Here is a 23,070-nt window from a genome sequence, read left to right as displayed (position 1 = left end):
CTAGTCCGGCCTCAAGGCGGCGAGCGCGGCGTCAAAGCCGGGTTCGCCTCGTTTGGGGGCGGAAATGATCCGCCCCCGTTCGATAACAAGCAGCCGGTCGGCGATTTCCGCCTCCCTGCGGATATGCGTCGCGACGAGAAGCGTACGGCCTTCGCTAGCACGCGCATTGATCCGTGACATGACATCGCGCGCCGTTTTGCCGTCGAGGCCTTCGGTCGGCTCGTCGAGCAGGAACACCGGCGTGTCGCGCAGAAGCAGGCGGGCAAGCGCCAGGCGGCGCGACTGGCCGCCGGAAAGGCCGATACCCTGTTCGCCAAGATCGGTGTCAAGGCCCTCGGGCAGGGCGCGCACGGTCTCGCCGAGGCCCGCAGCGTCGAGGGCGGCCATCATGGCGTCATCGTCGGCAGCAGGGGCTGCAATCTTCAGATTGGCGCGCAGCGAATCCTGGAACAGTTCCGTGCGCTGGCTGAGGATGGTTGCGTCAAGCGATGCAACATGGCCGCTTGCAGGGGCAGATTCGCCTGCAAGAAGCGCCATGATCGAGGATTTTCCCGCGCCGCTCGCTCCGATCAGCGCCACCTTCTCGCCGGTCTTCACGGCGAGCGAAAGGTTTGAAACCGCAGCGCGCGAGCGACCCTCGTAGCGCATCGTCACATTGTCGAGCGCAAGCGCCTCGCCGGGCTTCGGCGCGGAGGGCTGGAAACGGCCGCCGGGCTCTGCGTCAAGACGCGGCGAAAGGCGGCGTGCGGCGAGAAGCGTGCGGCCGAGTTCCATCGCGCCGCGGCGCAGGCTGGCAAAGGGCTCCAGTGCGGCGAAGGCGATCAGCAGCGCAAGGGCGGCCAGCGGCGCTGTGACCGTGCCCGCGGAAGCAAGCGCCGCGCCGGCCAGCAGGACGCCCGACAGAATGAGGGCGGTGATGATGTCGAAGCCGAAACCGGCATTGGTCTCGATCCGGTTCAGCGCCAGGTCCGAGGCGTGTTCGCGTGTATCGGCCGCGCTGACGCGTGCGCGCTGGTCCGGAAGTCCGCCGGCAAAGGCAAGTTCGCTCTGGCCGGCAACGAGATCGACGGTGCGGGCCCTGAGCGCCTCCTGCGCATGGGCGCGGCGGCGCGCGGGCTTTTCGGCAAAGCGGGCGGACAAGGCGGGAATGGCGAGACCCGGAATGACGATGGCAGCGCCCACGGCAAAGGCGAGAGGCCAGGACAGCGCGCCGAGCGCCGCGATTGTCACGAGACCGGCGATAACGGCAACGACGCCCGGCACCAGAACCCTGAGATAAAGCGAATCGAGCGCATCGACATCGGCCGTCAGCCGGAACAGCAGGCGGGCGGGGCGCAGCGCGAGCGCTTTCGCGGCGCCCGGTGCTGCAAAGCCCTTGAACAGGCTGACGCGCAGGCCGGCGAGAACGCGAAGGGTTGCGTCATGGGTCTGCAGCCGCTCGAAATAGCGCGCCGCCGTGCGCGACAGCGCCAGAAAACGAATGGCTGCGGATGGGGCGAAAACGTCGAAGGCAAGGGCGGTTGCCGTTGTCAGCCCGGCAATGGCGGCGGCGGTGACAAACCAGCCGGAAACGCCGAGAAGCGCGATGCCGGCGAGCACCGTCGCGGCGGAGAGGGCTGCGCCCGCCATCAACCCGCCGCGCCGTTCGCGCCAGAACAGCCGGATGACCGGACCGAGACTTGAGAATTTGCCGGAACTCATCGTGCGACCTCCCGGAAGCCCTCGTTGAGGCGGATGATGCGGTCCATGCGCCCGGCCAGCACCGGGTCATGGGTGGCGACGATCAGCGTGCGGCCGCTGGCGAGCGTCAGCAGCGCCTCGGTGATATCGCTTGCCGTGCGATGATCGAGATGGGCGGTCGGCTCGTCGGCGATGATCAGGCCCGCCGAACGGTTGGCCGCGGCCCGCGCCAGCGTTAGCCGCAAGGCCTCGCCGCCGGAAAGCCCGGCGCCGTTCTCGCCGATCATGGCGTTGCCATGGGCTTCTGCGACATGATCGAGCGACGCCAGTTTCAGCGCGGCGGCGATCGCATCGCGGGAAATGTCGTCGCGATGGAGGCGAATATTGCCGGCAATCGAACCGGCGAAGAGATGCGGGTTCTGGCCGATCCAGGCCATGCGCGTGCGAAGCTCTGCCGCATTGGCGTCATCGAGCGTCACGTCATCGACCAGGATGCGGCCGTGGCGGGTTTCGGCAAGGCCTGCCAGAAGCGCGAGAAGCGTCGACTTGCCGCTGCCGGACGGGCCAAGCAGGGCGACATGTTCGCCGGGGGCGATATGCAGATTGAAGCCTTCGAACACCGGATCGCGGGAACCATGATGGACAAAGCCGAGATCGCGGAATTCGACGCTGACGGGATGAACCCTGCCCGATGCTTTTGCAGGAGCGATATCGTCCGTATCGGCGCCGACCATCGGCCGGCCGTCCTCAGCCAGTTTTTCGAGGGCGGAAAGCGCTGCCTCGCCGGAAGCGCGGTCGTGCCAGACGGAAGACAACATGCGCAGCGGATCGAAGAAGGCGGGAGCCAGCAACAGGATGAACAGGCCTTCTGAAAGCGTCAGCGTGCCGCCCCAGGCGCCGAAGCCGATCTGGCCGAGCAGATGAAAGCCGATATAGGCGGCGGCCATGGCCACGCCGAGCGCGGAAAAGAGTTCCAGCACGGCAGAGGTCATGAAGGCGATGCGCAGCACCGACATGGTGCGACGGCGCAGGTTTTCCGCGCGCAGCGTCAGGCGGCGGGAGACGAGATCGACGGCATCGAAGGCGCGGATCGTCGACAGTCCGCGCAACCGGTCGAGGAGGAAGGCATTAAGCGTGCCCATGTCCGCCAGGTGCTTTTCGCTGGCCGATTGCGCGCTCCAGCCGATCAGCGCCATGAAGACGGGGATGAGCGGCGCTGCTATCATAAGCACGAGGCCGGCAATCCAGGAAAACGGAAAGATGACGGCGAGAATGGCAAGCGGCACGACGGTGGCCTTGAAACGGGCCGTCTGGAAACGGGCCAGATAAGGCACGATATGCTCGGCCTGCTCCGCGATGACGCTCGCCGCCTCGCCGGAAGCAACCCTGCTGGTGTCGAGCGGAGAACGGCGGCTGAGTGCCGCAAGCGCTGCTTCACGCCTTTCGCTCAGGATTGCTCGTGCGGTCCTGTAGGCAAGCCGGCTGCCCGCGCGTTCGGTGATCGCCTTTGCGAAACCGAGGGCGAGAACGGCGGCGGCAAGCGGCAGGATGGCGGAAACGCCCTCGCCGCGCGCGATAAGGCCGATGCCATGGGCCAGACAGGCGGCTTGCGGCAGCCACATCAGTTCGGCAAAAGTCTGCAGCCATGCGGCAATCTTCAGACCGCGAGGCTTCGGCGCGCGTGCGCGTCGCGCGTTCTCCTGCGAAGACGAGGCGGGACGCACGGGAGCGCGGCGCGAGCGGGTTTGCCCCCGCGGCGCGTCCTTCCGTTCATCGGCGGCTTTTTCAAAGACAAGCTCGCTCATGCCTCAAACCTTCTCGTTCTGATCGCGCCCGGCCTTGCGACCGAACGACGTCACCTTGTCTGCCGTCTCAATGAGCCGTGTCACCCGCGCGCCCATGCCGAGCAGCATCAAGAGCCTTTCCGTCTCCAGGCCCTTCACATCGTCGTACCAGGACGAGAGCCTTTCGATCAGGTCATGCATTTCGCCCATGCGTTTCTGGGCGTATTCCTCGTCCTCGTCGCGCGGCGTGCGTGTGGTGACGTCGGAAAGCAGGGCGAGCGTCGGGTCGACTTCCCGCTTCTTCCGCTCCTCGGCCAGCGTTCGCAGGATCGACCAGACGTCCTCCGGCGTCGTGTAAAAGTCGCGCCGGTCACCCGGCCTGTGCCGCAGAAGAACCAGTCCCCACGACTGCAGCTCCTTCAGCCCGGCGGCCACGTTGGACCGCGAAATCTTCAGCTCGTTCACCATGTCGTCGGCGCAAAGCGGCTCGCGCGAGGCATAGAGAAGAGCGTAGATCTGTCCCACCGACCGGTTGATGCCCCAACGGCTGCCCATCTCGCCGAAATGGAGAACGAAATCCTGTACGATGGGCGACATTGTCATCGGCGATCCTGATCGGTCTGTATTTTCAGTTTTTTCTGAAAACTGTGTAACGCGATATCTGATATCGTGCAAGGCCATCCTTGTCCGACATCGAAATGCGCAACCGAACCCCCTTCTAATTCAACGGGTTTAGCCGAGAGGGCCTTCGGGCAATTTGATTTATGTCATGCAGAACCAAAAAAGCGGAATGCGCTCTTCGGTTGTAGGCTGAAAAATCGTGTACTGACGAATGAACCGGAATTGGGTCGAAGCGGAAAGAGGCTCCGGCGTCGTTCAGGCGCGTGACGGGCCTGAAAAACGACCGAAGACGAGCGGCAGAAGGACAACCAGAACGGCAGGGAAAACCAGCCAGTTCATCAGGCTCCAGCCGTTTTCGGCATTGACGAGGGCGCCGGCGAGGAAGGAGGCGGAGGCGACCGAGCCGAATACCAGGAAATCGTTCAGGCCCTGAACCTTGCCGCGCTCTTCGGCCGTGTGGCAATCGGTAATCATCGCCGTTGCGCCGATGAAGCCAAAATTCCAGCCGACTCCGAGCAGGATGAGGGCGGCCCAGAAATGGGTGAGCCCGAGACCGGACAGCGCGATTGCCGCGCAGGCCGCGATCAGGACAAGGCCCGTGGCGGCGATCGTCTCCTTGCCGAATCGGGCGATCAGCCGGCCGGTGAAGAAACTCGGCCCGAACATGGCGAGCACGTGCCACTGGATGCCGAGCGTCGCCTCGCCGACCGTGTGCCCGCAGGCGACCATGGCCAGCGGCGTCGCCGTCATGATGAAGGCCATCAGCGCGTAGGAGATGACGCCGGTGCCGGCGGCCAGGATGAAGCGCGGCGAGCGCGCGATCACGGACAACGGGCGCCCGCCGGAAAGATTGACAGCGGCGGCCTTGTCGGCGCGCGGCACCTTCAGCTGCGAAACCAGAAGCAAGGTGACAATGGCAAGGCCGGAAAGGCTGATGAAGCTCGCCACATAGGGCTGTCCCAGTATGGCGTCGCTGGTCCAGAATACCACTTGTGGTCCGATGATGGCTGCGGCCAGTCCGCCGATCATCACCCGCGAGATCGCCACCGCCTTCATGTCGCCGGAGACCGAATCGGCGGCGGCGAAGCGGAAGCTCTGCAGGTAGGCGCCGTAAAGTCCGATCAGGATGGTGCCGATGCAGAAGATGAGGAAGGTGGAGGCGGCAATGCCTGTCGCCGCGACAAGCCCGCCGCAGATGCCGATCATCGCTCCGAAAATATAACCGAGCCGACGACCGACCCGGCGCATGATGAAGGCAGCCGGCAGCGTGCCGGCGGCAACGCCGAGATTATAGAGGCTGACGGGAACCGTGGCGAAGGCCGGATCGGGCGACAGAACCTGCCCGACAATGCCGCCGAGCGAGATCACGATGGGCGGCGCGGCGCCGCCGACGGCCTGCGACAGGGTGAGGATGCGGATGTTGCTGCGGGCGGTGTCCGGGCTGTCGGCGGTGTTCATCGGCAGTAATGGGCTCCGGGGCGTTCGCCCGTGTGATGTGCGGGCGGCTCAGCTCGTCCGGTTGCGGTCTTTCACGCAATAGGCGTCATAAAGCGTGGTCAGAATCTGCCGCGCGGGTTCGCTCTCGATCCGGTACCAGATCGTCTGCCCCTCGCGCCGACCGGCAATCAGCTTCTCGCGTCGCAGAAGCGCCAGATGCTGGGAAACGGTGGAATCCCGGATGCCGAGAAAATCCGCAAGCTCGCCGACGGACCGTTCGCCGTCGATGAGCTGGCAGAGAATGAGAAGTCGATGACGATTGCCCAGCGCCTTCAGCAGCTCGCAGGCTTCGTCCGCGGATTCGACCATGTTTTCGGATTCAATCTTCATAATTTCGTATATACGATTTTCTCTAGAGAAGTCAAGGTCGAATACCGGGCCGCCGCGATGCGACCGAAAAAGGCCAATCCGCCCCTGTTACAGTCTAGCGTATGAAGTTGGCAATGGCGAAGCCCTGCTTTTCCAGACCGTTGCGCACGGCCTGGGCGATCGCGAGCGCCTCGGGCGCGTCGCCGTGGACGCAGATCGAGCCCATCGGCGTTTCGAGCCGCTTGCCGGAAACGGTGACGATCGCGCCTTCGCTGACCATTTCGACCACTCGCCAGGCGGCGGCATCGGGATCGCGGATCACCGCCCCCTTCATGCCGCGCGGCACCAGGATGCCCTCGTCGGTATAGGCGCGGTCGGCGAAAATTTCCGAGACCACGGTCAGTCCCATTTCCTCGGCAATGCGGTGCTGCTGGCCGAGCGCGATGGCGAGGCAGATCAGAGAGGAATCGACGGCCTTGATCGCATTGCAGATGGCGCGGGCGACCGCCTCGTCGTGCTGAGCGAGATTGCCGAGCGCGCCGTGGGGTTTCACATGGGTGATCGGGTGACCGACATATTGCGAAATCGCCTGCGCAGCGCCGATCTGGTAGGCGACGAGTCGCTCGATCTCGCCGACCGAATAGGGGATCTGCCGGCGACCGAAGCCCATCAGGTCGGGAAAGCCCGGATGCGCCCCGACGGCGACATTGCGCTCGCGCGCCAGTGCGAAGGTCTTGGCCATGATATCGGGATCGCCGGCATGGAAGCCGCAGGCGACATTGGCCGAGGAGACGACCTTCAGCATCGCCGCGTCATCGCCCTTCTCCCAGGCGCCGAAGCTTTCCCCCATGTCGCAGTTGATGTCGATCCTCTGGCGGGTCACGGTCTCGCCTCCCTGTGGTTCCAGCACGTCATCCTGCCAATGTAGGGGCTCGGGGGACGGGCAAACAATGGATATTTCATGGTTTGGTTTGCGTTTTCGTCATGGGCTCCATGCGAAAATGCATATCTCCGGGAGTCGGGCCCGCCTTTTGCAAGAGCCCTCCCGCCTTTCCTTCCGGCCTGAAATTCTCTATTGCCGGATCAGGTCGAGCCCATGGAGTGAGATGATGAACAGACTGACGATCCGCCGCCCCGATGACTGGCACCTGCATCTGCGCGACGGCGCGATGATGGAGGGCGTGATCGGCGATACCGCCCGCGATTTCGCCCGCGCGATCATCATGCCCAATCTGGTGCCGCCTGTGGTGACGGCCGCCGATGCTGCCGCCTATCGTGAGCGGATCATGGCGGCGCTGCCGCAGGGCGCGGCCTTCGCCCCGCTGATGACGCTCTACCTCACCGAGACGACCGATCCCGAAGATGTCGCGCGCGCTCACGAAAGCGGCCTCGTGACGGCCGTCAAACTCTATCCCGCCGGCGCCACCACCAATTCGGCAAGCGGCGTGCGCAATTTCGACAACGCCATGCCGGTGCTGGAGAAGATGGCGGAGATCGGGCTCAATCTCTGTGTCCATGGCGAGGTCACGAGCGCCGATGTCGATATCTTCGACCGCGAAGCCGTCTTCATCGAAACGGTTCTCGATCCGCTGCGCAAGCGTCTGCCGGAGCTGAAAATCACGATGGAGCATGTGACGACGAAGGACGGCATCGACTACATCTCGGCGGCCGAACGCAATCTCGCCGGCTCGCTCACCACGCATCACCTGATCATCAATCGCAACGACATTCTCGTCGGCGGCATTCACCCGCATTACTATTGCCTGCCCGTGGCCAAGCGCGAGACGCACCGCAAGGCGCTGGTCGCGGCCGCGACTTCAGGCAACGCCCGCTTCTTCCTCGGAACCGACTCCGCCCCGCATGTCGATCCGGCCAAGGAATGCGGCTGCGGCTGCGCCGGCATCTATACCGCGCCGAACACGATGAGCTGCCTTGCCCATGTGTTCGAGAACGAAGACGCCCTCGACCGCCTCGAGGCCTTCGCCTCACTGAACGGCCCGGCCTGGTACGGGCTTCCCCCGAACGAGGAGATGGTGACGCTGATCAAGCGCGACAAAGCGATCGACTATCCCAAAAGGCGGGAAACCGGCGCCGGTCCGGTGACGGTGTTCGATCCCAAGTTCCCGCTTTTCTGGGAGATCGAGCGGTAGTTCCGTCTGAAAGACATTTTCGCTAGCTCCGGATCATCCGGAACGCAAAACGAAGGAAGGCCGGGCGAACCCGGCCTTCCTGAATACAATAATTGGGGCGGAAGCGCGCCTAGATCGTTTCCGCATTTCCTGGAAACGCGGAAGCGATCTATCTATTTGTTTTAACGCATTTTCGCGGACGTCAGATGTTTCCATCCGACTGCGAAATGCTCTAATGGGCGTCCTCCATTTCCGGCTCCTGCGTCATTGCTTCGGCCTTCGCCGCCTGGAGTTCCTCGACCGCCTTTTCCGGATCCGCGGGGAAGGCGTCGTCGGTGATCTTTCCTTCCAGAAGGTCGATCGCGTATTTCAGCTGGACGTCGTCCTCGGTCTCGCGCGGCACATAGGCGACCGAACCCGAACCCTCGTCGGTTTCCTCGTCGCCCTGGATATGACCGCGCAGCGCGCTTTCGCCCTCCGGGCGGATCAGGCCCTCGAGGTCTTCCGGCAGCACCTGTTCGACGATGATGTCGGGATTGATGCCGGTGCCCTGGATCGAGGTGCCGGACGGCGTGTAATAGAGCGCCGTCGTCAGCCTGAGCGAGCCCTCAACGCCGAGGGGCACGATGGTCTGGACCGAGCCCTTGCCAAAGGTGCGGGTGCCGACCAGCGTTGCCCGCTTCAGGTCCTGCAGCGCGCCGGCGACGATTTCGGACGCAGACGCCGAGCCGCCATTGACGAGCACGATCAGCGGCTTGCCGTTGGTCAGGTCGCCGGGCCCCGCGTCGAAGCGGCGGGTCTCGCTAGAATTGCGGCCGCGGGTGGAAACCACCTCGCCCTCGTCGAGGAAGGTATCGGCCACGGCGACGGCCTGGTTGAGGAAGCCGCCGGGGTTGAGGCGAAGGTCGAGGATATAGCCCTTGAGCTGGTCATCCGGCACTTCGGCGCGGATTTCCTCGATCGCCTCGTTCAGGCTCTCGTCCAGCTTCTCGTTCATGAAGGTCGAGATGCGGATGTAGCCGATATTGTCGTTTTCGATCCGCCATTTGACCGATTGCACCGGAATGACGCCGCGCACGATGGTCATTTCGATCGGCTTGGCCACGCCGTCGCGGATGATGGTGATGTCGATCGGTTCGCCGACCTCGCCGCGCATGCGGTCCACCGCATCGTTGAGCGACATGCCGCGCACGCTCTCGCCGTCGATCTCGACAATGCTGTCGCCGGCAAGGACGCCGGCATTGGAAGCCGGCGTGTCATCGATCGGTGCGACGACCTTGACGACTTCGTCCTCCATCGTCACCTCGATGCCGAGGCCGCCGAACTCGCCCTTCGACTGATCGCGCATCTCGTCGGATTCTTCCGCCGTCATGTAGCTCGAATGCGGATCGAGTCCGCTCAGCATGCCGTTGATCGCATCCTGGATCATCTTCTCTTCGTCAGGCGGCGAGACATACTGGCTGCGCACGCGCTCGAAAACATCGCCGAACAGCGACATCTCGCGATAGGTGCTGTCGTCACTTGCCGCGCGCGCCGGTATGTCGGCGGAAACCAGGATGCCGGTCGCCGAGGCGCCGATCACGGCGCCAGCCAGCAGAAGCGTTGCCCTACGTATCATTGCGTGCCTTTCCATCATTTTTGTCCGCCCACCAAGGTCCGGAATCGACCGGCTTGCCGTTTTGCCGCAGCTCAATGTAGAGCGTCGGCCTGTCCGTTTCCAGCGCCAGCGTCGCCGCGCTTGCGATGCGCCTGGCGCCCATCTGCGCAAGGGGTTCGCCGGAGAACACGAAATCGCCCTGACGCACCTTCAATCCCTCCATGCCCGTCATCACCAGGTGATAGCCGTCGCCGACATTGAGGATGATCATCTCTCCGTAGCTTCTGAAGCGCCCGGCGTAAACCACCGTTCCGTCGGCAGGCGCCGTCACCAGCGCGCCGGGGCGCGCCGCGACGGTGATGCCGGTCGCCTCATGGCCCGTCCCGTCCGGATCGCCGAAGCGGCGCAGAATATCGCCAGCCACCGGCAATACCAGCCGGTTCTTCAGGTCAGAGAACGGATATGCGGGCGTAATGCGGTTTTTATCGGGCGAAGATGTGAGCGCGCGGGCGCGCGCCTCTTCCCGTTGCGCTTCGCTCATCTGCCGGCGGCGCTCTTCCTCCTGCCGGGCAAGCAGCGCCGCGTTGCGCGCGGAGGTGATTTCGGTCTCAAGCGAGGCGATCAGGCCGTTGAGGTCGGTGGCGCGCGCGGCAAGGGCCTCAGCCTGGCGCCGTTCCTCGGCAAGCGCCTCGGCGCTTTCGGCGCTCGCTTTCTCGTTTTCGGCAATCAGCATGTCCATGCGCCGGGTTTCCTCGGCCAGGCTGTCGAGGTCGGCGGCAAGCGCGTCGCGCGCGTTCTCGCGTTCCTGCTTGACCGCCTGCAGCGATCTGAGATCGCCAAGCACGCTTTCCATGCGCGCGCGCATTTCCGGCACCACGCCGTCGAGCAGGATGGCGCTGCGCACGGAATCGAGCGCATCGCCGGGTGCGACCAGAAGGGCAGGCGGCGGGTCGCGGCCCATGCGCTGCAGGGCAGCCAGAACATCGGCCAGCACATCGCGCTCCTCGTTCAGAGAGACCTTGAGGACGGTTTCCTCTCCGGAGAGCTCGGCGATGCGCGCCTCGCTCTCGCCGATCTGTTCCTCCAGCGCGCGCCTGCGGTCCGCCGAGTCCACCAGCGCCTGTTTCAGGCTGGCGGTGTCACCGGCAAGCTTGTCGATCTCGCTCTGCAGGCCGGCAATCTTTTCTTCAGAAACGGTGATGGAGCTGCGGATCGTATCGAGTTCGATTTCGCTCTCGCTGCGCTTCTCGGAGAGCCTGTCCACGAGTTCGCGGGAATCGGTCCGCGGCGCGGGTTCGGCCTGGGCGAATGTCATCTGGGGGGTAGACCATGTCCAGCCCGCAAGCAGCAGCAGACCGCATGCGGCGCGAAAACGCACGGTATTGACCCTTGCAAAGCCCATTCGTCCTGACTTTCGGTTGGAGCTCGAGCGCAGCCGATATAGAACGCCGACAGGTTAACGAAAGCCGAACGTCTTTATAAGACACAAAGTTTTGAAGCGTTCATATCCGGTGATAGGGGTGGCCGGCCATCAGCGTCACGGCGCGGTAGAGCTGTTCGGCAAGCAGGATGCGCACGATCTGGTGCGGCCATGTCATGGCGCCGAAATTGACGGTCAGGTCGGCGCGTTCGAGGAGAACGGGATCAAGCCCGTCGGCGCCGCCGATGGCGAAGATCATCTCGCGCTTGCCCTGGTCGCGAAAACTGGCGATCTTCTCGGAAAAGGCGGGGCTGTCGAAGGACTTGCCGCGCTCATCGAGCAGCACGAGAACGGTCTCGGGGGACAGGACCGCTTCCAGCGCCTGCGCCTCCTCCCGCTTGCGGGTCGCGGCATTGCCCGCGCGGCTTTCATTGACTTCATGGACGCGGACAAAATCGATGCCCTGCGCCTTTCCGGTCTTTTTCAGCCGGTCGAGATAGCGGGCAACCAGCTCCTTCTCGGGACCGGACTTCAGCCGCCCGACGGCGAAAATGCCGATCTGCATTGTTTTTTCCTCGGTGGGGCTGCCGGAAGCGGCGTGAAATTTCAGGCCAAAGTCTGCAGCCCCGCTGGATCCGTCAGGTTTGGACCGAAGCGAGACTTTCGAGCGGGCACAAGGCCGCAAAAATCATGCCCGCGCGCTTTGGCGCGGCACACGGCAGCCACGGGCACCGGGTTCCCAGGCGCTAGAGCGCCGTGCGTCCATTCGGACGCATAAAGGACGCTCTAACCTATTGAATCTACGCATCGTGCTTTCCGAAAATCGATTCCGATTTTCGGGCCGATGCGCTAGTGCAGGCGTCCCTCGTTCATTTCGGGCGCGGACCACATCTTCTCGATATTGTAGAACTCGCGAACTTCCGGCCGGAATACATGGACGATCACGTCACCGGTGTCGATCAGCACCCAGTCTCCGGCATCCTGGCCTTCAACCCTGGGGGTGCCTGCACCCGATTGCTTGATGTCCTTGACCAGATGGTCGCAAATCGCCACGACATGCCGGTTCGAACGTCCGGATACGACCACCATGTGGTCGCCGAGCGCCGATTTGCCCTTGATGTCGATGGTTACGATATCTTCAGCCTTGGAATCCTCAAGGCTGGCGAGGACGGTGGACAAAGCCTGATCCGCGGCATGAACGCCGCTTTTCCTGCTCTTCGGTGCAGCATCGTCTGCGGCACCTTTGGCGTGCAATGTTGTCAGGGGTCTTCCTTTCTTCATGGACCGGAACAAGCACGATTGCGACTCGTGGCGCCCACGAGTCCCTATAAAGATAGGAGCCAATGGGGGTATCGCGCAAGGTTCTCGTTAAAAAACGCCCGGCGGCGTCTTCAGGGAATGCGGAAGGCAAGGCATGTGGCGTCGTCGCTGACCTTGTAGCGCGGGAAGCGCTCGCCTTCGGGATCCGTGATCCGCTCGATTTCACGCAACCGTGCCAGCAGCGCCGGAAGGCCCTCGTCAAAAGCGGCATCGATCAGTTCCCGAGGGCCGAAAGCGTCGTAATTGTCACACAGGGCGGCGAAGCCATCCGAACAGAGCAGGCCGCGGGCGGGGGCCTTGATGCCGGTTTCCTCGCGCACGATCTCGTTTGCCGCTTCCGGCACCAGGCCGAGCGTGAAGATGCGCCCGCCCGGCATGTTGTGTTTCGAGCGGCTTTCGCGCAGCGCCGCACGCGTCTGTCCATCTCCGCCGATATCGTTCTTGCCGCCAAAGCCGCCGGTGCGGGCGAGATGCGCGCGGGCGGCGGCGATTTCCCGGTCACGGTTGCCCTTCAGCGCGGTGGTCTCGAACACCTCTCCGTCGTCCTCCGACTGCAGGAACAGGCGGCAGTCGCCGAGCCCGTAGGACACGAGCCGGTCGCCCTCGACCCTGAGCATCTGGAAGGCCGCGGCGGGCCACATGTAGCGCGGCAGGTCGCCGGTTCCGGCGGTCTTGAAATAGGTCGCGCGGGCTTCTTCGTTGAGGCGGGAGACAACGGCGGCGACGCTCTCTTCGCTGCCCGCCCTGGAAAAAGCCGCCGCCGCGTGGTCGGCAAGCCAGGCGGCATCGCTCGGATGGTCCGTCATCACCCGCCGGTCGGCGATACCGGTCGCGCCGTCGATGACGAAGGCGCTGTGCCCGTTTGCGCCGGCCCGATCCTCGCTGTGGCCGCCGGGTTTGCCGGGATCGTTGAGACTGGCGACGACCTCAATCCGCGTCATCATGGCCTCGCCTGAGCGCTGTGGAGCTGACATTCGAACGCGGACCGTGGATGAAGGTCCAGGCCGGCGGCGTCATCCGCGCCAGCGCCCGGGCATCGCGCTCGGCAATGCGGGCCTTGTCGAGCGTGCGCGCCGCCTTTGAGGAAAGATAGGTCAGCGTCGAGCCGGGCCGGTCGATCACGGCAAGCGGCACGGTGCGGGCGATTGCGCGCCATTCCTGCCAGCGGTGAAAGTCGCCGAGATTGTCGGCGCCCATGATCCAGACGAAATGGACGCCCGGGTTGCGGCGAACGATATGGCGGATGGTGCGGGCCGTATAAGCGGTGCCGATCGTCTTTTCGAGTGCTGAGACGCGGATGCGCGGATCGCGCGCGAGTTTCTCGCTCAGCGCCAGCCGTTCCTCGAGCGGGGCAAGGCCGTTTCCGCTCTTCAGCGGGTTGCCGGGCGTGACCAGCCACCAGAGCTGGTCGAGGCCGAGACGCTGGATCGCCAGGCTCGCCACCAGGAAATGACCGTCATGCGGCGGGTTGAAGGAACCGCCGAAAAGGCCGATCGCCATGCCCGGCTCGCAATAGGGCATGGCAAGATAGCGCTGGTCGATCGTCCCCTCGGTCAAACTGTCACGCCCGCGTCTGTCCGCTGCCGCGCACAAGATATTTGAACGATGTGAGCTGTTCGACGCCGACCGGCCCGCGCGCATGCATCTTGCCGGTAGCGATGCCGATCTCCGCGCCCATGCCGAATTCGCCGCCATCGGCAAATTGCGTCGAGGCATTGTGCAAAAGGATCGCCGAGTCGATCTCGTTGAAGAAACGGGAAACGACTTCATGGTCCTCGGCAATCACCGCCTCGGTGTGATGGGAAGAATATTTTCCGATATGCTCGATGGCGCCGGAAATACCGTCGACGAGCTTCACCGAAATGATCGCGTCGAGATACTCCGTGGTCCAGTCGTCGTCATTTGCTTCATCGCGGCCGCGGGCATAGTCGATCATGTCGTGATCTACCCGCACGAGGCAGCCCTTTTTCTCCAGCGCCTCGATCAGCGGGGTCGCGAAGGTGTCGGCCGCCGCGCGGTCGATCAAAAGCGTCTCGGCCGCCCCGCAAATGCCCGTGCGGCGCATCTTGGCGTTGACGACGATGTCGCGCGCCATATCGAGATCGGCGGATTTGTCGACATAGATGTGGCAGAGGCCTTCCAGATGGGCAAAGACCGGCACGCGCGCTTCCGATTGCACGCGGGCAACGAGGCTCTTTCCCCCGCGCGGGACGATCACGTCAATATTTCCGGAAAGGCCGGACAGCATCTCGCCGACGGCGGCGCGGTCGGTGGTCGGCACGATCTGGATCGCGTCCTCCGGCAGACCGGCCTCGGCAAGACCCGCGTTCAGCGCGCAGTGGATCGCGCGCGCCGAACGCGCCGAATCCGAACCGCCGCGCAGGATTACGGCATTGCCGGCCTTCAGGCAGAGCGCGCCGGCATCGGCCGTCACATTCGGACGGCTCTCATAGATGACGCCGATGACGCCGAGCGGCGTGCGCACGCGCGAGATCGTCAACCCGTTGGGACGGTCCCATTCGGCAATTATGTCGCCGACCGGATCGTCGAGGTCCGCGATCGCGCGGATGCCGTCGGCCATCGCGGCGATCCGCGCCTCATTGAGCTCCAGCCGGTCGATGAAGGAGCCGGTGATGCCGTTTTCCTGGGCGGCGGCGACATCCTTCTCGTTCTCGGCCAGGATTTCGGGCGCGCGCGCCTCGATCTCGCGGGCCATGGCGAGAAGCGCCCGGTTCTTGGTCTCGGTCGAGGCGATCGCCAGCTTCTGCGCTGCTGCGCGCGCGCGCGTTCCAAGCGCCCGCATCACGGCGGCGATATCGTCTTTGTGAACCTGGTCAAGCATGGGTCGAGCTTTCGTTCTGTTTCTTCTTGCCGATGGCGGCCATCACCAGATCGTCGCGGTGGACCATGGCCGCGCGGGCCGGATAGCCGAGGATCGCCTCGATATCGATTGTCTTCTGGCCAGCGATCATGCGCGCTTCGTCGCTGTCATAGCCGGACAGGCCGCGCGCAACCTCGCCGCCTTTCATGTTGACGATCGCCACAGTGTCGCCGCGCGAGAAATGGCCGTCAACCGCCGTCACGCCGGCCGGCAGAAGGCTGTTGCCGCGCTTGAGTGCAGCCACCGCGCCGTCATCGATATGGATTGTGCCGGCGGGCAGAAGCTGGCCGGCAATCCATGTCTTGCGGGCGTTCACCGGCGTGTGCGAGGCGTGGAACATCGAGTGGCGCGCGCCCTCCTCGATCGCCTTCAGCGGGTGGTCGATCTTGCCGGAGGCAATCACCATGGCGCAGCCGGCGGCGGTTGCGATCTTGCCGGCCTCGATCTTGGTATGCATGCCGCCGCGGGACAGTTCCGAAGCCGCGCCGCCGGCCATGGCCTCGATCTCGGGCGTGATCGCCTCGATCTCGGCCAGAAAGTGAGCATGGGGGTCGAGATGCGGCGGGGCCGTGTAAAGCCCGTCAATATCGGACAAAAGCACCAGAAGCTCCGCCCCGATCATGGTCGCCACGCGGGCGGCCAGCCGGTCATTGTCGCCGTAGCGGATCTCCGAGGTGGCGATCGTGTCGTTCTCGTTGATGATCGGAACGGCGCCCGCTTTCAGAAGCTGCAGGATCGTGGCGCGGGCGTTCAGATAATGCCGCCGCTCCTCGGTGTTCTGCAGGGTCAGCAGGATCTGGCCCGCGAGAATGGCGTGGTGGCGCAGGCTCTCGGTCCAGGCGCCGGCAAGTCCGATCTGGCCGACGGCCGCCGCCGCCTGCGCCTCTTCCAGCTTCAGCGTGCCGGAATGGCTGTGCAGCACGGTGCGACCGAGCGCTACGGCGCCGGAGGATACGACCAGTACTTCGACGCCAGCGACCTTGAGTGCTGCGATGTCATCGCAAAGGCGGTTCAGCCAGTCGGTCTTGAGCCCGTGTGTTCGGTCGACGAGCAGTGCCGAACCGATCTTGATCACGATCCGCCGATAATGCGTCAGCGAACGGTGCATGCCGTTCATTGTCAGGGCTCCCACTTGTCGTGCCGGCCCTTGTCGATGCCCCGTTCGGGCGCGGCAATGCCAAGACGTGCCTCTTCGGCGCGGATGATCTCGGCAAGGGCCGAAAGCACTTCGGTCATGCCTTTCTGGGCAACGGCCGAGATCGCGAAAACCTTGCCGCCGGATGCCTCTTCCAGCGCCTTTTTCTTTGCCGCAAGCATCTCGTCGTCCAGAATGTCGATCTGTGACAGCGCGACGAGCTCGTGCTTGTCGGCCAGTTCGTGGCCATAGGCCTGAAGCTCGTGACGCACGGTGCGATAGACGGCGGCGACATCCTCTTCCTGGGAGGAGATCAGGTGCAGCAGCACGCGGGTGCGCTCCACATGGCCCAGGAACCGGTCGCCGATGCCGATTCCTTCATGCGCGCCCTCGATCAGGCCGGGAATGTCGGCGAGAATGAATTCGCGCCCATGGATGCTGGCAACGCCGAGATTGGGATGCAATGTCGTGAACGGATAATTGGCGATCTTCGGGCGCGCGCGGGTTACGGTCGCCAGAAAGGTCGACTTGCCGGCATTGGGCAGGCCGACGAGCCCGGCATCGGCGATCAGCTTCAGCCTCAGCCAGATCGTCTTTTCCTCGCCCTCAAGGCCGGGGTTGGCCCAGCGCGGCGCCTGGTTGGTCGCGGTCTTGAAATGGGCATTGCCGAAGCCGCCATTGCCGCCCGAGGCCAGCCGGTAGCGCTCGCCGATTGCGGTCAGGTCGCAGATCAGCGTCTCACGGTCTTCCTCGAAGATCTGCGTGCCGACCGGAACCTTCAGCGTCACGCTCTTGCCGTTGGCGCCGGTGCGGTTGCGGCCCATGCCATGGCCGCCCGTCTCGCCCTTGAAATGCTGCTGGTAGCGGAAATCGATCAGCGTGTTCAGCCCTTCGACCGCTTCCACCCACACATCGCCGCCGCGTCCGCCGTCGCCGCCGTCCGGGCCGCCGAACTCGATATATTTCTCGCGGTGGAACGAGACAGACCCGGCCCCGCCGTCGCCGGAGCGGATATAGACTTTTGCCTCATCGAGAAATTTCATGGTTCGTCGCTTTTGTCTTCATGTGTGTGGGGTAAAACCGCCCGCATCGTTAGCGTCCGTCGGCGGCAAGGTCAAAGAATATCGTGAAAAACCGTTGCTGCAACATACCGCGCGGCGGCAACGGCACGCAACGCGGCCTTGACCTTTGCCGCGCGTCTGCTTACCCAACCGCCAGCAGGTGACAACTGGAGCGGACCCCATGAATGTCCTTCTGATCGGCTCGGGCGGGCGCGAGCATGCGCTGGCCTGGAAACTCTCGCAATCGCCGCGTCTCGGCGTGCTTTATGCCGCGCCCGGCAATCCGGGTATCGCGGCCCATGCCGAATGCGTGAAGCTCGACCCGGCCGATCATGCGGCGGTCATCGCCTTCTGCCGCGAGAAGGACATCGGTCTCGTTGTCGTCGGCCCCGAAGCGCCGCTGGTGGACGGCCTCGCCGATGCGCTGAGTGAAGCAGGCATCAAGGTCTTCGGACCGACAAAGGCCGCCGCCCGGCTCGAGGGCTCGAAGGGGTTCACCAAGGATCTCTGCGCCCGATACGATATTCCGACCGGCGCCTACCGCCGCTTCGCCGATGGAGAGGAGGCCAAGGCCTATGTCGGCGAGATCGGCGCGCCGATCGTGATCAAGGCTGATGGTCTGGCCGCCGGCAAGGGCGTGACCGTCGCCCGCACCAGCGCCGAGGCGCTCGCCGCCATTGACGACTGCTTTTCCGGCACGTTCGGCGCCGCCGGCGCCGAGGTCGTGGTCGAGGAATTTCTGGTCGGCGAGGAGGCGAGCTTCTTCTGCCTCTCCGATGGGAAGAACGCGCTGCCGCTTGCCACCGCCCAGGACCACAAGGCCGTCGGCGACGGCGATACCGGGCCGAATACCGGCGGCATGGGCGCCTATTCGCCAGCCCCGGTGATGGATGAAGCGATGATTGCCCGCACCATGAAAGAAATCATCGAGCCGACGATCCGCGGCATGGCGGAGATGGGCCATCCCTTCAAGGGTGTGCTCTACGCAGGGCTTATGATCACGGAAAAGGGCCCGGAACTGATCGAATATAATGTGCGCTTCGGCGATCCGGAGTGCCAGGTGCTGATGATGCGGCTTCAAAGCGACCTTCTGGATATTCTGGAAGCCGCCGCCGATGGCGCGCTGGACAAGGCTTCCGCAGCATGGAGCGAGGACACGGCGCTCACCGTCGTCATGGCGACGAAGGGCTATCCGGGCTCCTACAGGAAGGGCAGCGAGATCAGCCGGCTTCCCGAAGACGGACCGGACGCACGCACCTTCCACGCCGGAACGGCGATGCGCGACGGCAAGCTTGTCGCAAGCGGCGGGCGCGTGCTGAATGTTACCGCACTTGGCCACAACGTCACCGAGGCCCAGACCCGCGCCTATGCGCTGATCGAGGATATCGACTGGTCCGACGGCTTCTGCCGCCGCGACATCGGCTGGCGCGCGGTGGCGCGCGAGGAGGGTTGAACCGGCTGCCGGTCGCGGGTTTCCCGGCAAACGCGCTTGACTTGTCCCTTCGGCCGGCGCTAATTGCGCACGGCCCCGCGCCGCCTGCCGCCCGCGCGCCTGACATTCAGGCGATGGTGAAGTCGCGCGATCCTTCGTCCGTTGTTTTCTCAGACGACACTCGAAGCCTATGGCAATGCGGGTCCCATAACTGGCCGCCTCAGGCGTTACGAGTGTCCCGAGGGACAACATGATGGAAACTTCTTCCGAGCCGCAGGCTAATCCCTATCTTTCAGGCCCGATTGCGCCGCTTTTCTTCAAGACCGCAGCCCCGATCGTGCTTTTGATGCTGGTGAGCGGCCTCTTTACTGTGGTCGACGCCATCTTTCTCGGCGTTTATGTCGGGCCGCGCGCGCTGGCCGCCGTCACCCTGGTCTTTCCGCTGTTCATGGCGCTGAACGCCCTGGCGACGCTGGTCTCTTCCGGCATGGCATCGATCCTGGCGCGACGGCTTGGCGGCGGCGATCGCGCGGGCGCGCAATCGGCCATGCAGTCGGCGACGGCGCTTGCCATGGTCGCCGCGCTGGCGCTGATGGCGTTCTATCTTGCGGCAGGCAGGCCGCTTATTGGCTGGCTGTCGGGCGGCGACGCGGCGCTTGCGGCGATGGCTTCAACCTATATCGCGCTTCTGATCTTCGGCAGTCCTTTGCAGTTTCTCATCAGCATCCAGGGCGACACGCTGCGCTCGGAGGGGCGGCCGGGCACGATGGCGCTGATCGGCGTTCTGGTGACGCTTGCCAATATCGGCTTCAACTTCATCTTCATCGCTCTGTGGGGCTGGGGCGTTGCGGGCTCGGCCATCGGCACGCTTGCAGCACAGCTTCTGGCGCTTGTCGCCGTGGTCGTTCTCAGGCTTTCCGGCCGCACGCCGATCCGGCTCTGGCAGAGTACCGGCAAGCCGCTGACAGAGGCCTGGGGGCGGACGCTTGCGCTTGGCCTGCCATCGTCGCTGTCGCTGATCGGCATCAGCCTTTCGACGGCCTCAATTCTGGTCTCGGTCAAGGCATGGTTCGGCACGGATTACGACCTGACGATCGCGGCTTACGGCATCGCTTCACGGCTTTTGACCTTCGTCTTCCTGCCGCTAATGGGGCTGAACTTCGCCTGCCAGTCGATTGTGGGCAACAATTACGGCGCCGCGATCTATGAGCGGTCCAACCGCACGCTCGTCGTCGGGCTTGTGACCGGGCTCTTCTACGGCCTGATCGTGCAGGCGGTGTTTCTTTTCGCGGCAGGCCCGATTGCGGCCCTCTTCGTGGATGATCCCGAGACGATCGCGGCGACTACCCATATCGTGCGCATTATTACCGCCGCCTATGTCGTCGTTGCGCCGGTGATGGTGCTTGCCGGCTATTTCCAGGCCATCGGCAAGGCCGTGAGCGCGGGCGTGATGAGCCTCGGGCGGACGTATTTTTTCAATATTCCGCTGATCTTCCTGCTGCCCTTCCTCTTCGGCAGCCAGGGCATCTGGATGGCAGCCCCCTCGAGCGACATTGCCATGCTCGGTCTTGTGGCCGCGGTGCTGTGGTTTCACGGCAGGCGATCCGGCGCAAGATGGGGCGTGTTTCATCAAGAGGCTGCGGCGGTAATACGCTAGAGCGCCGTGCGTCCATTCGGACGCACAAAGGACGCTCTAACCTATTGAATCTACGCATCGTGCTTTCCGAAAATCAGACCCGATTTTCGGGCCGATGCGCTAGCGCGACGTCACCTTCAGCACCTTGTCGGGGTTCATGATCCCGGCAGGGTCGAAAGCCTGCTTGATGCGGTGCATCAGATCGATCTCGATCGGCGCGCGGATTTCGGCCAGTTCGTCGCGCTTCAGCCGGCCGATGCCATGTTCGGCGGAAATCGAGCCGCCATGGGCAAGCACGATGGCGTGGACGCGCTTGTTGATCTCGCCCCAGCGGGCGACGAAGGCGGCCTTGTCCGCGCCTTCCGGCTGGGAGATGTTGTAATGGATATTGCCGTCTCCGAGGTGGCCAAAAGCGCAGATGCGCGCGCCGGGGATCGCTTCCATCACGGCCTCGTCCGCCTCGTGCAGGAAGGTCGGAATGGCCGAGACCGGCACGGAGACATCATGTTTGATCGAGCCGCCTTCGGGTTTCTGCGCCTCCGACATGGTGTTGCGCATGTGCCAGAGCTCGTCGATCTCGCTTTGCGATTTGGCGATCACCGCATCTTCCACGAGACCTTCTTCGAAGGCCTCCTCCAGAAGCGCCTCCATCATCCGGTCGGCGGACTGCTGGCTGTCTGAAGTAGAAATGTCGATCAGCGTATACCAGGGGTATTTTTCGGAAAGCGGATCGCGCGCGCCGTCCGTGTGCTTTACCGTGAAATCGAAAGCCATGCGGGCCATCAATTCAAAACCCGTCAGCGCCGAGGCGCAGCGGTTGGAGGCAAGATTGAAGAGGTCTAGCGCCTTTTCCGTGCTCGACACGCCGGCAAAGGCAACCTGATGGCCGCGCGGCTTCGGGAAAAGCTTCAGCACCGCGCCGGTGATGACGCCGAGCGTGCCTTCCGCGCCGATGAACAGGTCGCGCAGGTCATAACCGGTATTGTCCTTCTTCAGGCTTCTGAGCCCGTCCCAGATCTCGCCCGTCGGCAGCACCACCTCAAGGCCGAGGCAGAGCGCGCGCATATTGCCATAGGCAAGCACCGCCGTGCCGCCGGCATTGGTGGAGAGGTTGCCGCCGATCATGGCCGAGCCTTCCGAGCCGAGAGAGAGCGGAAAGAGACGATCATTGTCGCTTGCCGCCTTCTGCACATCGGCAAGGATCGCGCCGGCGTCGGCGATGATGACATTGGCCGAGGTGTCGATCTTGCGGATCCTGTCCATGCGCTCCAGCGACAGCACGATATCCGTGCCCTCCTCGCGCGGCACGTGCCCGCCGACATGGCCGGTGCGCCCGCCGGCGGGCACGACCGGCGTTTTCGTTTCGCTTGCAAGCTTCAGGATGGCGGAGAGGTCCTGCGTCGAGCCGGGCTTGAGCACCAGAACCGTCCTGCCCCGGTAAAGTCCGCGGTTCTCGGTGAGGTAGGGTTCGATGTCGGCGGCGTCCGTCAGCGCGTAAGGCGCGCCGACGATCTCGGAAAAGCGGGTGACGAGTTCGGGTGCGAGCGTGGTCATGCGGTCAGTCATCCTTCCGGGGTGCGGCGGCGCGGGCAAGCCTGTCATTGATCGCCTCGCCGATCCCGTCTTTCGGGATCGGGGCGAAGGCAATGGCGGTCGCGCCGCTCCGGTCTGCCTCGATCATCGTGTCGTAAAGCCGGCTCGCCGCTTCCGCAAGGTCGGCGGTCTCGCTCAGCTGGAAGACGGCGCGCGCGGCCGAAGCATTCTCGACCTCGCAAGGCCCGAACAGCACCAGCGTCTCGCCCGCCCCGACGCGCGTCGCATCGAGGCGAACGGCGGCTTTCGGCGCATAATGCGAGACCATCATGCCGGGGGCAATGATTGCGGTTTTGTGCTGCGGTCTTGTCACATTGCGACCGGTCAGCGCCTCGATCTCGGCTGCGGAAATGCCGCCCGGCCGCAAAAGCGTGATGTCATCGCCCTCGACCTTCAGGATCGTCGATTCGACGCCGACCTGCGCCGGTCCCGCGTCAAGGATGAGTCGCAGTCTGTCGCCGAGATCCGCTTCCACATGGGCGGCCGTGGTCGGGCTGATCCTGCCGGAGGTGTTGGCGCTGGGTGCGGCCAGCGGGCGACCGGTTGCGGCGATCAGTCGTCCGGCAAAGCCCTGCGGCACGCGCACGCCGACGGTCGGCAGGTTCGCCGTTGCCGCAGGCGCAATCGCCGCGCCCTGTTTCAGAGGCAGAACAAGGGTCAGCGGGCCGGGCCAGAAGGCTTGCGCAAGCGTGCGCGCCAGCGGAGAGAAGACGGCGTGGTCCTCGGCCATCTCAAGCCCGGACATGTGGCAGATCAGCGGGTTGAAGGCAGGCCGGCCCTTGGCGGCATAGATTTTCGCGATTGCCTGAGCGTTCGTCGCATCGGCGGCAAGGCCATAGACGGTTTCCGTCGGCATGGCGACCAACTCGCCAGCCAGCAAAAGAGCGCTGCCTTCGGCCAGCGCAATGCCTTCCTCAACCGCGATGTCGATGATGCGCGCCATGTGAAACCTGTTCCTGCTCAAGCGATCCTCGT

The 23,070-nt window shown here is 64.3% G+C and carries 20 protein-coding genes; 3 read left to right on the top strand and 17 right to left on the bottom strand.

The window, feature by feature from the left end:
- The 6 genes from cydC to AZF01_RS15870 form a co-directional block, all read right to left on the bottom strand.
- Entirely contained in the window at positions 1–1,701 is a 1,701-nt protein-coding gene (cydC, locus tag AZF01_RS15895; RefSeq protein ID WP_061449713.1) for a thiol reductant ABC exporter subunit CydC, read from the bottom strand.
- Positions 1,698–3,485: a thiol reductant ABC exporter subunit CydD gene (gene cydD / locus AZF01_RS15890; RefSeq protein WP_024709178.1), complete on the bottom strand. Its 1,788-nt coding sequence runs from the start codon at positions 3,483–3,485 to the stop codon at positions 1,698–1,700. The genes cydC and cydD overlap by 4 nt, the downstream gene beginning before the upstream one ends.
- 3 nt (positions 3,486–3,488) lie before the next feature.
- Positions 3,489–4,061 carry a GbsR/MarR family transcriptional regulator gene (locus AZF01_RS15885; RefSeq protein ID WP_371260645.1) on the bottom strand — a complete coding sequence of 191 codons (573 nt, stop codon included), beginning with the start codon at positions 4,059–4,061 and terminating at the stop codon, positions 3,489–3,491.
- Positions 4,062–4,340: 279 nt separating this feature from the next.
- Complete coding sequence (locus AZF01_RS15880; RefSeq protein ID WP_024709176.1) at positions 4,341–5,543, bottom strand: MFS transporter; 1,203 nt, start codon at positions 5,541–5,543, stop codon at positions 4,341–4,343.
- Between the two features lie 48 nt (positions 5,544–5,591).
- The gene (locus AZF01_RS15875; protein ID WP_152534586.1) at positions 5,592–5,990 is read right to left on the bottom strand and encodes a helix-turn-helix transcriptional regulator; all 399 of its coding nucleotides are present in this window, start codon (positions 5,988–5,990) and stop codon (positions 5,592–5,594) included.
- Positions 5,991–6,006: 16 nt separating this feature from the next.
- Entirely contained in the window at positions 6,007–6,801 is a 795-nt protein-coding gene (locus AZF01_RS15870; RefSeq protein WP_256389164.1) for a LamB/YcsF family protein, read from the bottom strand.
- Between the two features lie 199 nt (positions 6,802–7,000).
- Here AZF01_RS15870 and pyrC point away from each other — a divergent pair, with 199 nt between their 5' ends.
- Positions 7,001–8,041 (top strand): dihydroorotase, encoded by a 1,041-nt coding sequence (gene pyrC, locus AZF01_RS15865; protein ID WP_024709173.1) that lies wholly within the window; start codon positions 7,001–7,003, stop codon positions 8,039–8,041.
- Positions 8,042–8,252: 211 nt separating this feature from the next.
- Here pyrC and AZF01_RS15860 read toward each other — a convergent pair whose 3' ends face one another.
- The 9 genes from AZF01_RS15860 to obgE all read right to left on the bottom strand — a co-directional run bounded on the left by AZF01_RS15860 (position 8,253) and on the right by obgE (position 17,416).
- Positions 8,253–9,638, bottom strand: a complete 1,386-nt coding sequence (locus tag AZF01_RS15860; protein WP_024709172.1) for a S41 family peptidase — start codon at positions 9,636–9,638, stop codon at positions 8,253–8,255.
- Positions 9,628–11,019 carry a murein hydrolase activator EnvC gene (locus tag AZF01_RS15855; RefSeq protein ID WP_024709171.1) on the bottom strand — a complete coding sequence of 464 codons (1,392 nt, stop codon included), beginning with the start codon at positions 11,017–11,019 and terminating at the stop codon, positions 9,628–9,630. Before AZF01_RS15855 ends, AZF01_RS15860 begins: the two co-directional genes overlap by 11 nt.
- Before the next feature lie 100 nt (positions 11,020–11,119).
- A complete protein-coding gene (gene rlmH / locus AZF01_RS15850; protein ID WP_024709170.1) occupies positions 11,120–11,602 on the bottom strand; it encodes a 23S rRNA (pseudouridine(1915)-N(3))-methyltransferase RlmH in 483 nt (160 codons plus the stop codon).
- A 284-nt stretch (positions 11,603–11,886) separates the two neighbouring features.
- The gene (rsfS, locus tag AZF01_RS15845) at positions 11,887–12,318 is read right to left on the bottom strand and encodes a ribosome silencing factor (protein ID WP_036237750.1); all 432 of its coding nucleotides are present in this window, start codon (positions 12,316–12,318) and stop codon (positions 11,887–11,889) included.
- A 110-nt stretch (positions 12,319–12,428) separates the two neighbouring features.
- Entirely contained in the window at positions 12,429–13,301 is an 873-nt protein-coding gene (locus AZF01_RS15840) for a hypothetical protein (RefSeq protein WP_024709168.1), read from the bottom strand.
- Entirely contained in the window at positions 13,285–13,878 is a 594-nt protein-coding gene (locus AZF01_RS15835) for a nicotinate-nucleotide adenylyltransferase (protein ID WP_197489666.1), read from the bottom strand. The genes AZF01_RS15840 and AZF01_RS15835 overlap by 17 nt, the downstream gene beginning before the upstream one ends.
- Before the next feature lie 40 nt (positions 13,879–13,918).
- On the bottom strand, positions 13,919–15,199 hold the full coding sequence (locus tag AZF01_RS15830; RefSeq protein ID WP_024709166.1) for a glutamate-5-semialdehyde dehydrogenase: 1,281 nt from the start codon (positions 15,197–15,199) through the stop codon (positions 13,919–13,921).
- Positions 15,192–16,355, bottom strand: a complete 1,164-nt coding sequence (gene proB / locus AZF01_RS15825; protein WP_024709165.1) for a glutamate 5-kinase — start codon at positions 16,353–16,355, stop codon at positions 15,192–15,194. The genes AZF01_RS15830 and proB overlap by 8 nt, the downstream gene beginning before the upstream one ends.
- A 2-nt stretch (positions 16,356–16,357) precedes the next feature.
- Complete coding sequence (obgE, locus tag AZF01_RS15820; protein WP_024709164.1) at positions 16,358–17,416, bottom strand: GTPase ObgE; 1,059 nt, start codon at positions 17,414–17,416, stop codon at positions 16,358–16,360.
- 199 nt (positions 17,417–17,615) lie between these two features.
- Between obgE and purD the strand changes: the two genes are divergently transcribed.
- Positions 17,616–18,887 (top strand): phosphoribosylamine--glycine ligase, encoded by a 1,272-nt coding sequence (gene purD, locus AZF01_RS15815; RefSeq protein WP_036237748.1) that lies wholly within the window; start codon positions 17,616–17,618, stop codon positions 18,885–18,887.
- Positions 18,888–19,119: 232 nt separating this feature from the next.
- Entirely contained in the window at positions 19,120–20,523 is a 1,404-nt protein-coding gene (locus AZF01_RS15810) for an MATE family efflux transporter (protein ID WP_051424113.1), read from the top strand.
- A 99-nt stretch (positions 20,524–20,622) separates the two neighbouring features.
- On the opposite strand, the gene AZF01_RS15805 is transcribed toward AZF01_RS15810, so the two are convergent.
- Positions 20,623–22,056 (bottom strand): FAD-binding oxidoreductase, encoded by a 1,434-nt coding sequence (locus tag AZF01_RS15805; protein ID WP_024709162.1) that lies wholly within the window; start codon positions 22,054–22,056, stop codon positions 20,623–20,625.
- A gap of 4 nt (positions 22,057–22,060) precedes the next feature.
- On the bottom strand, positions 22,061–23,038 hold the full coding sequence (locus tag AZF01_RS15800) for an L-threonylcarbamoyladenylate synthase (protein WP_024709161.1): 978 nt from the start codon (positions 23,036–23,038) through the stop codon (positions 22,061–22,063).
- Positions 23,039–23,070: the final 32 nt, after the last annotated feature.

The organism is Martelella sp. AD-3 (assembly GCF_001578105.1).
Taxonomy (GTDB): domain Bacteria; phylum Pseudomonadota; class Alphaproteobacteria; order Rhizobiales; family Rhizobiaceae; genus Martelella.
The sequence above is the reverse complement of the archived record's forward strand: the minus strand, read 5'-3'. Positions and strand labels throughout refer to the sequence as shown.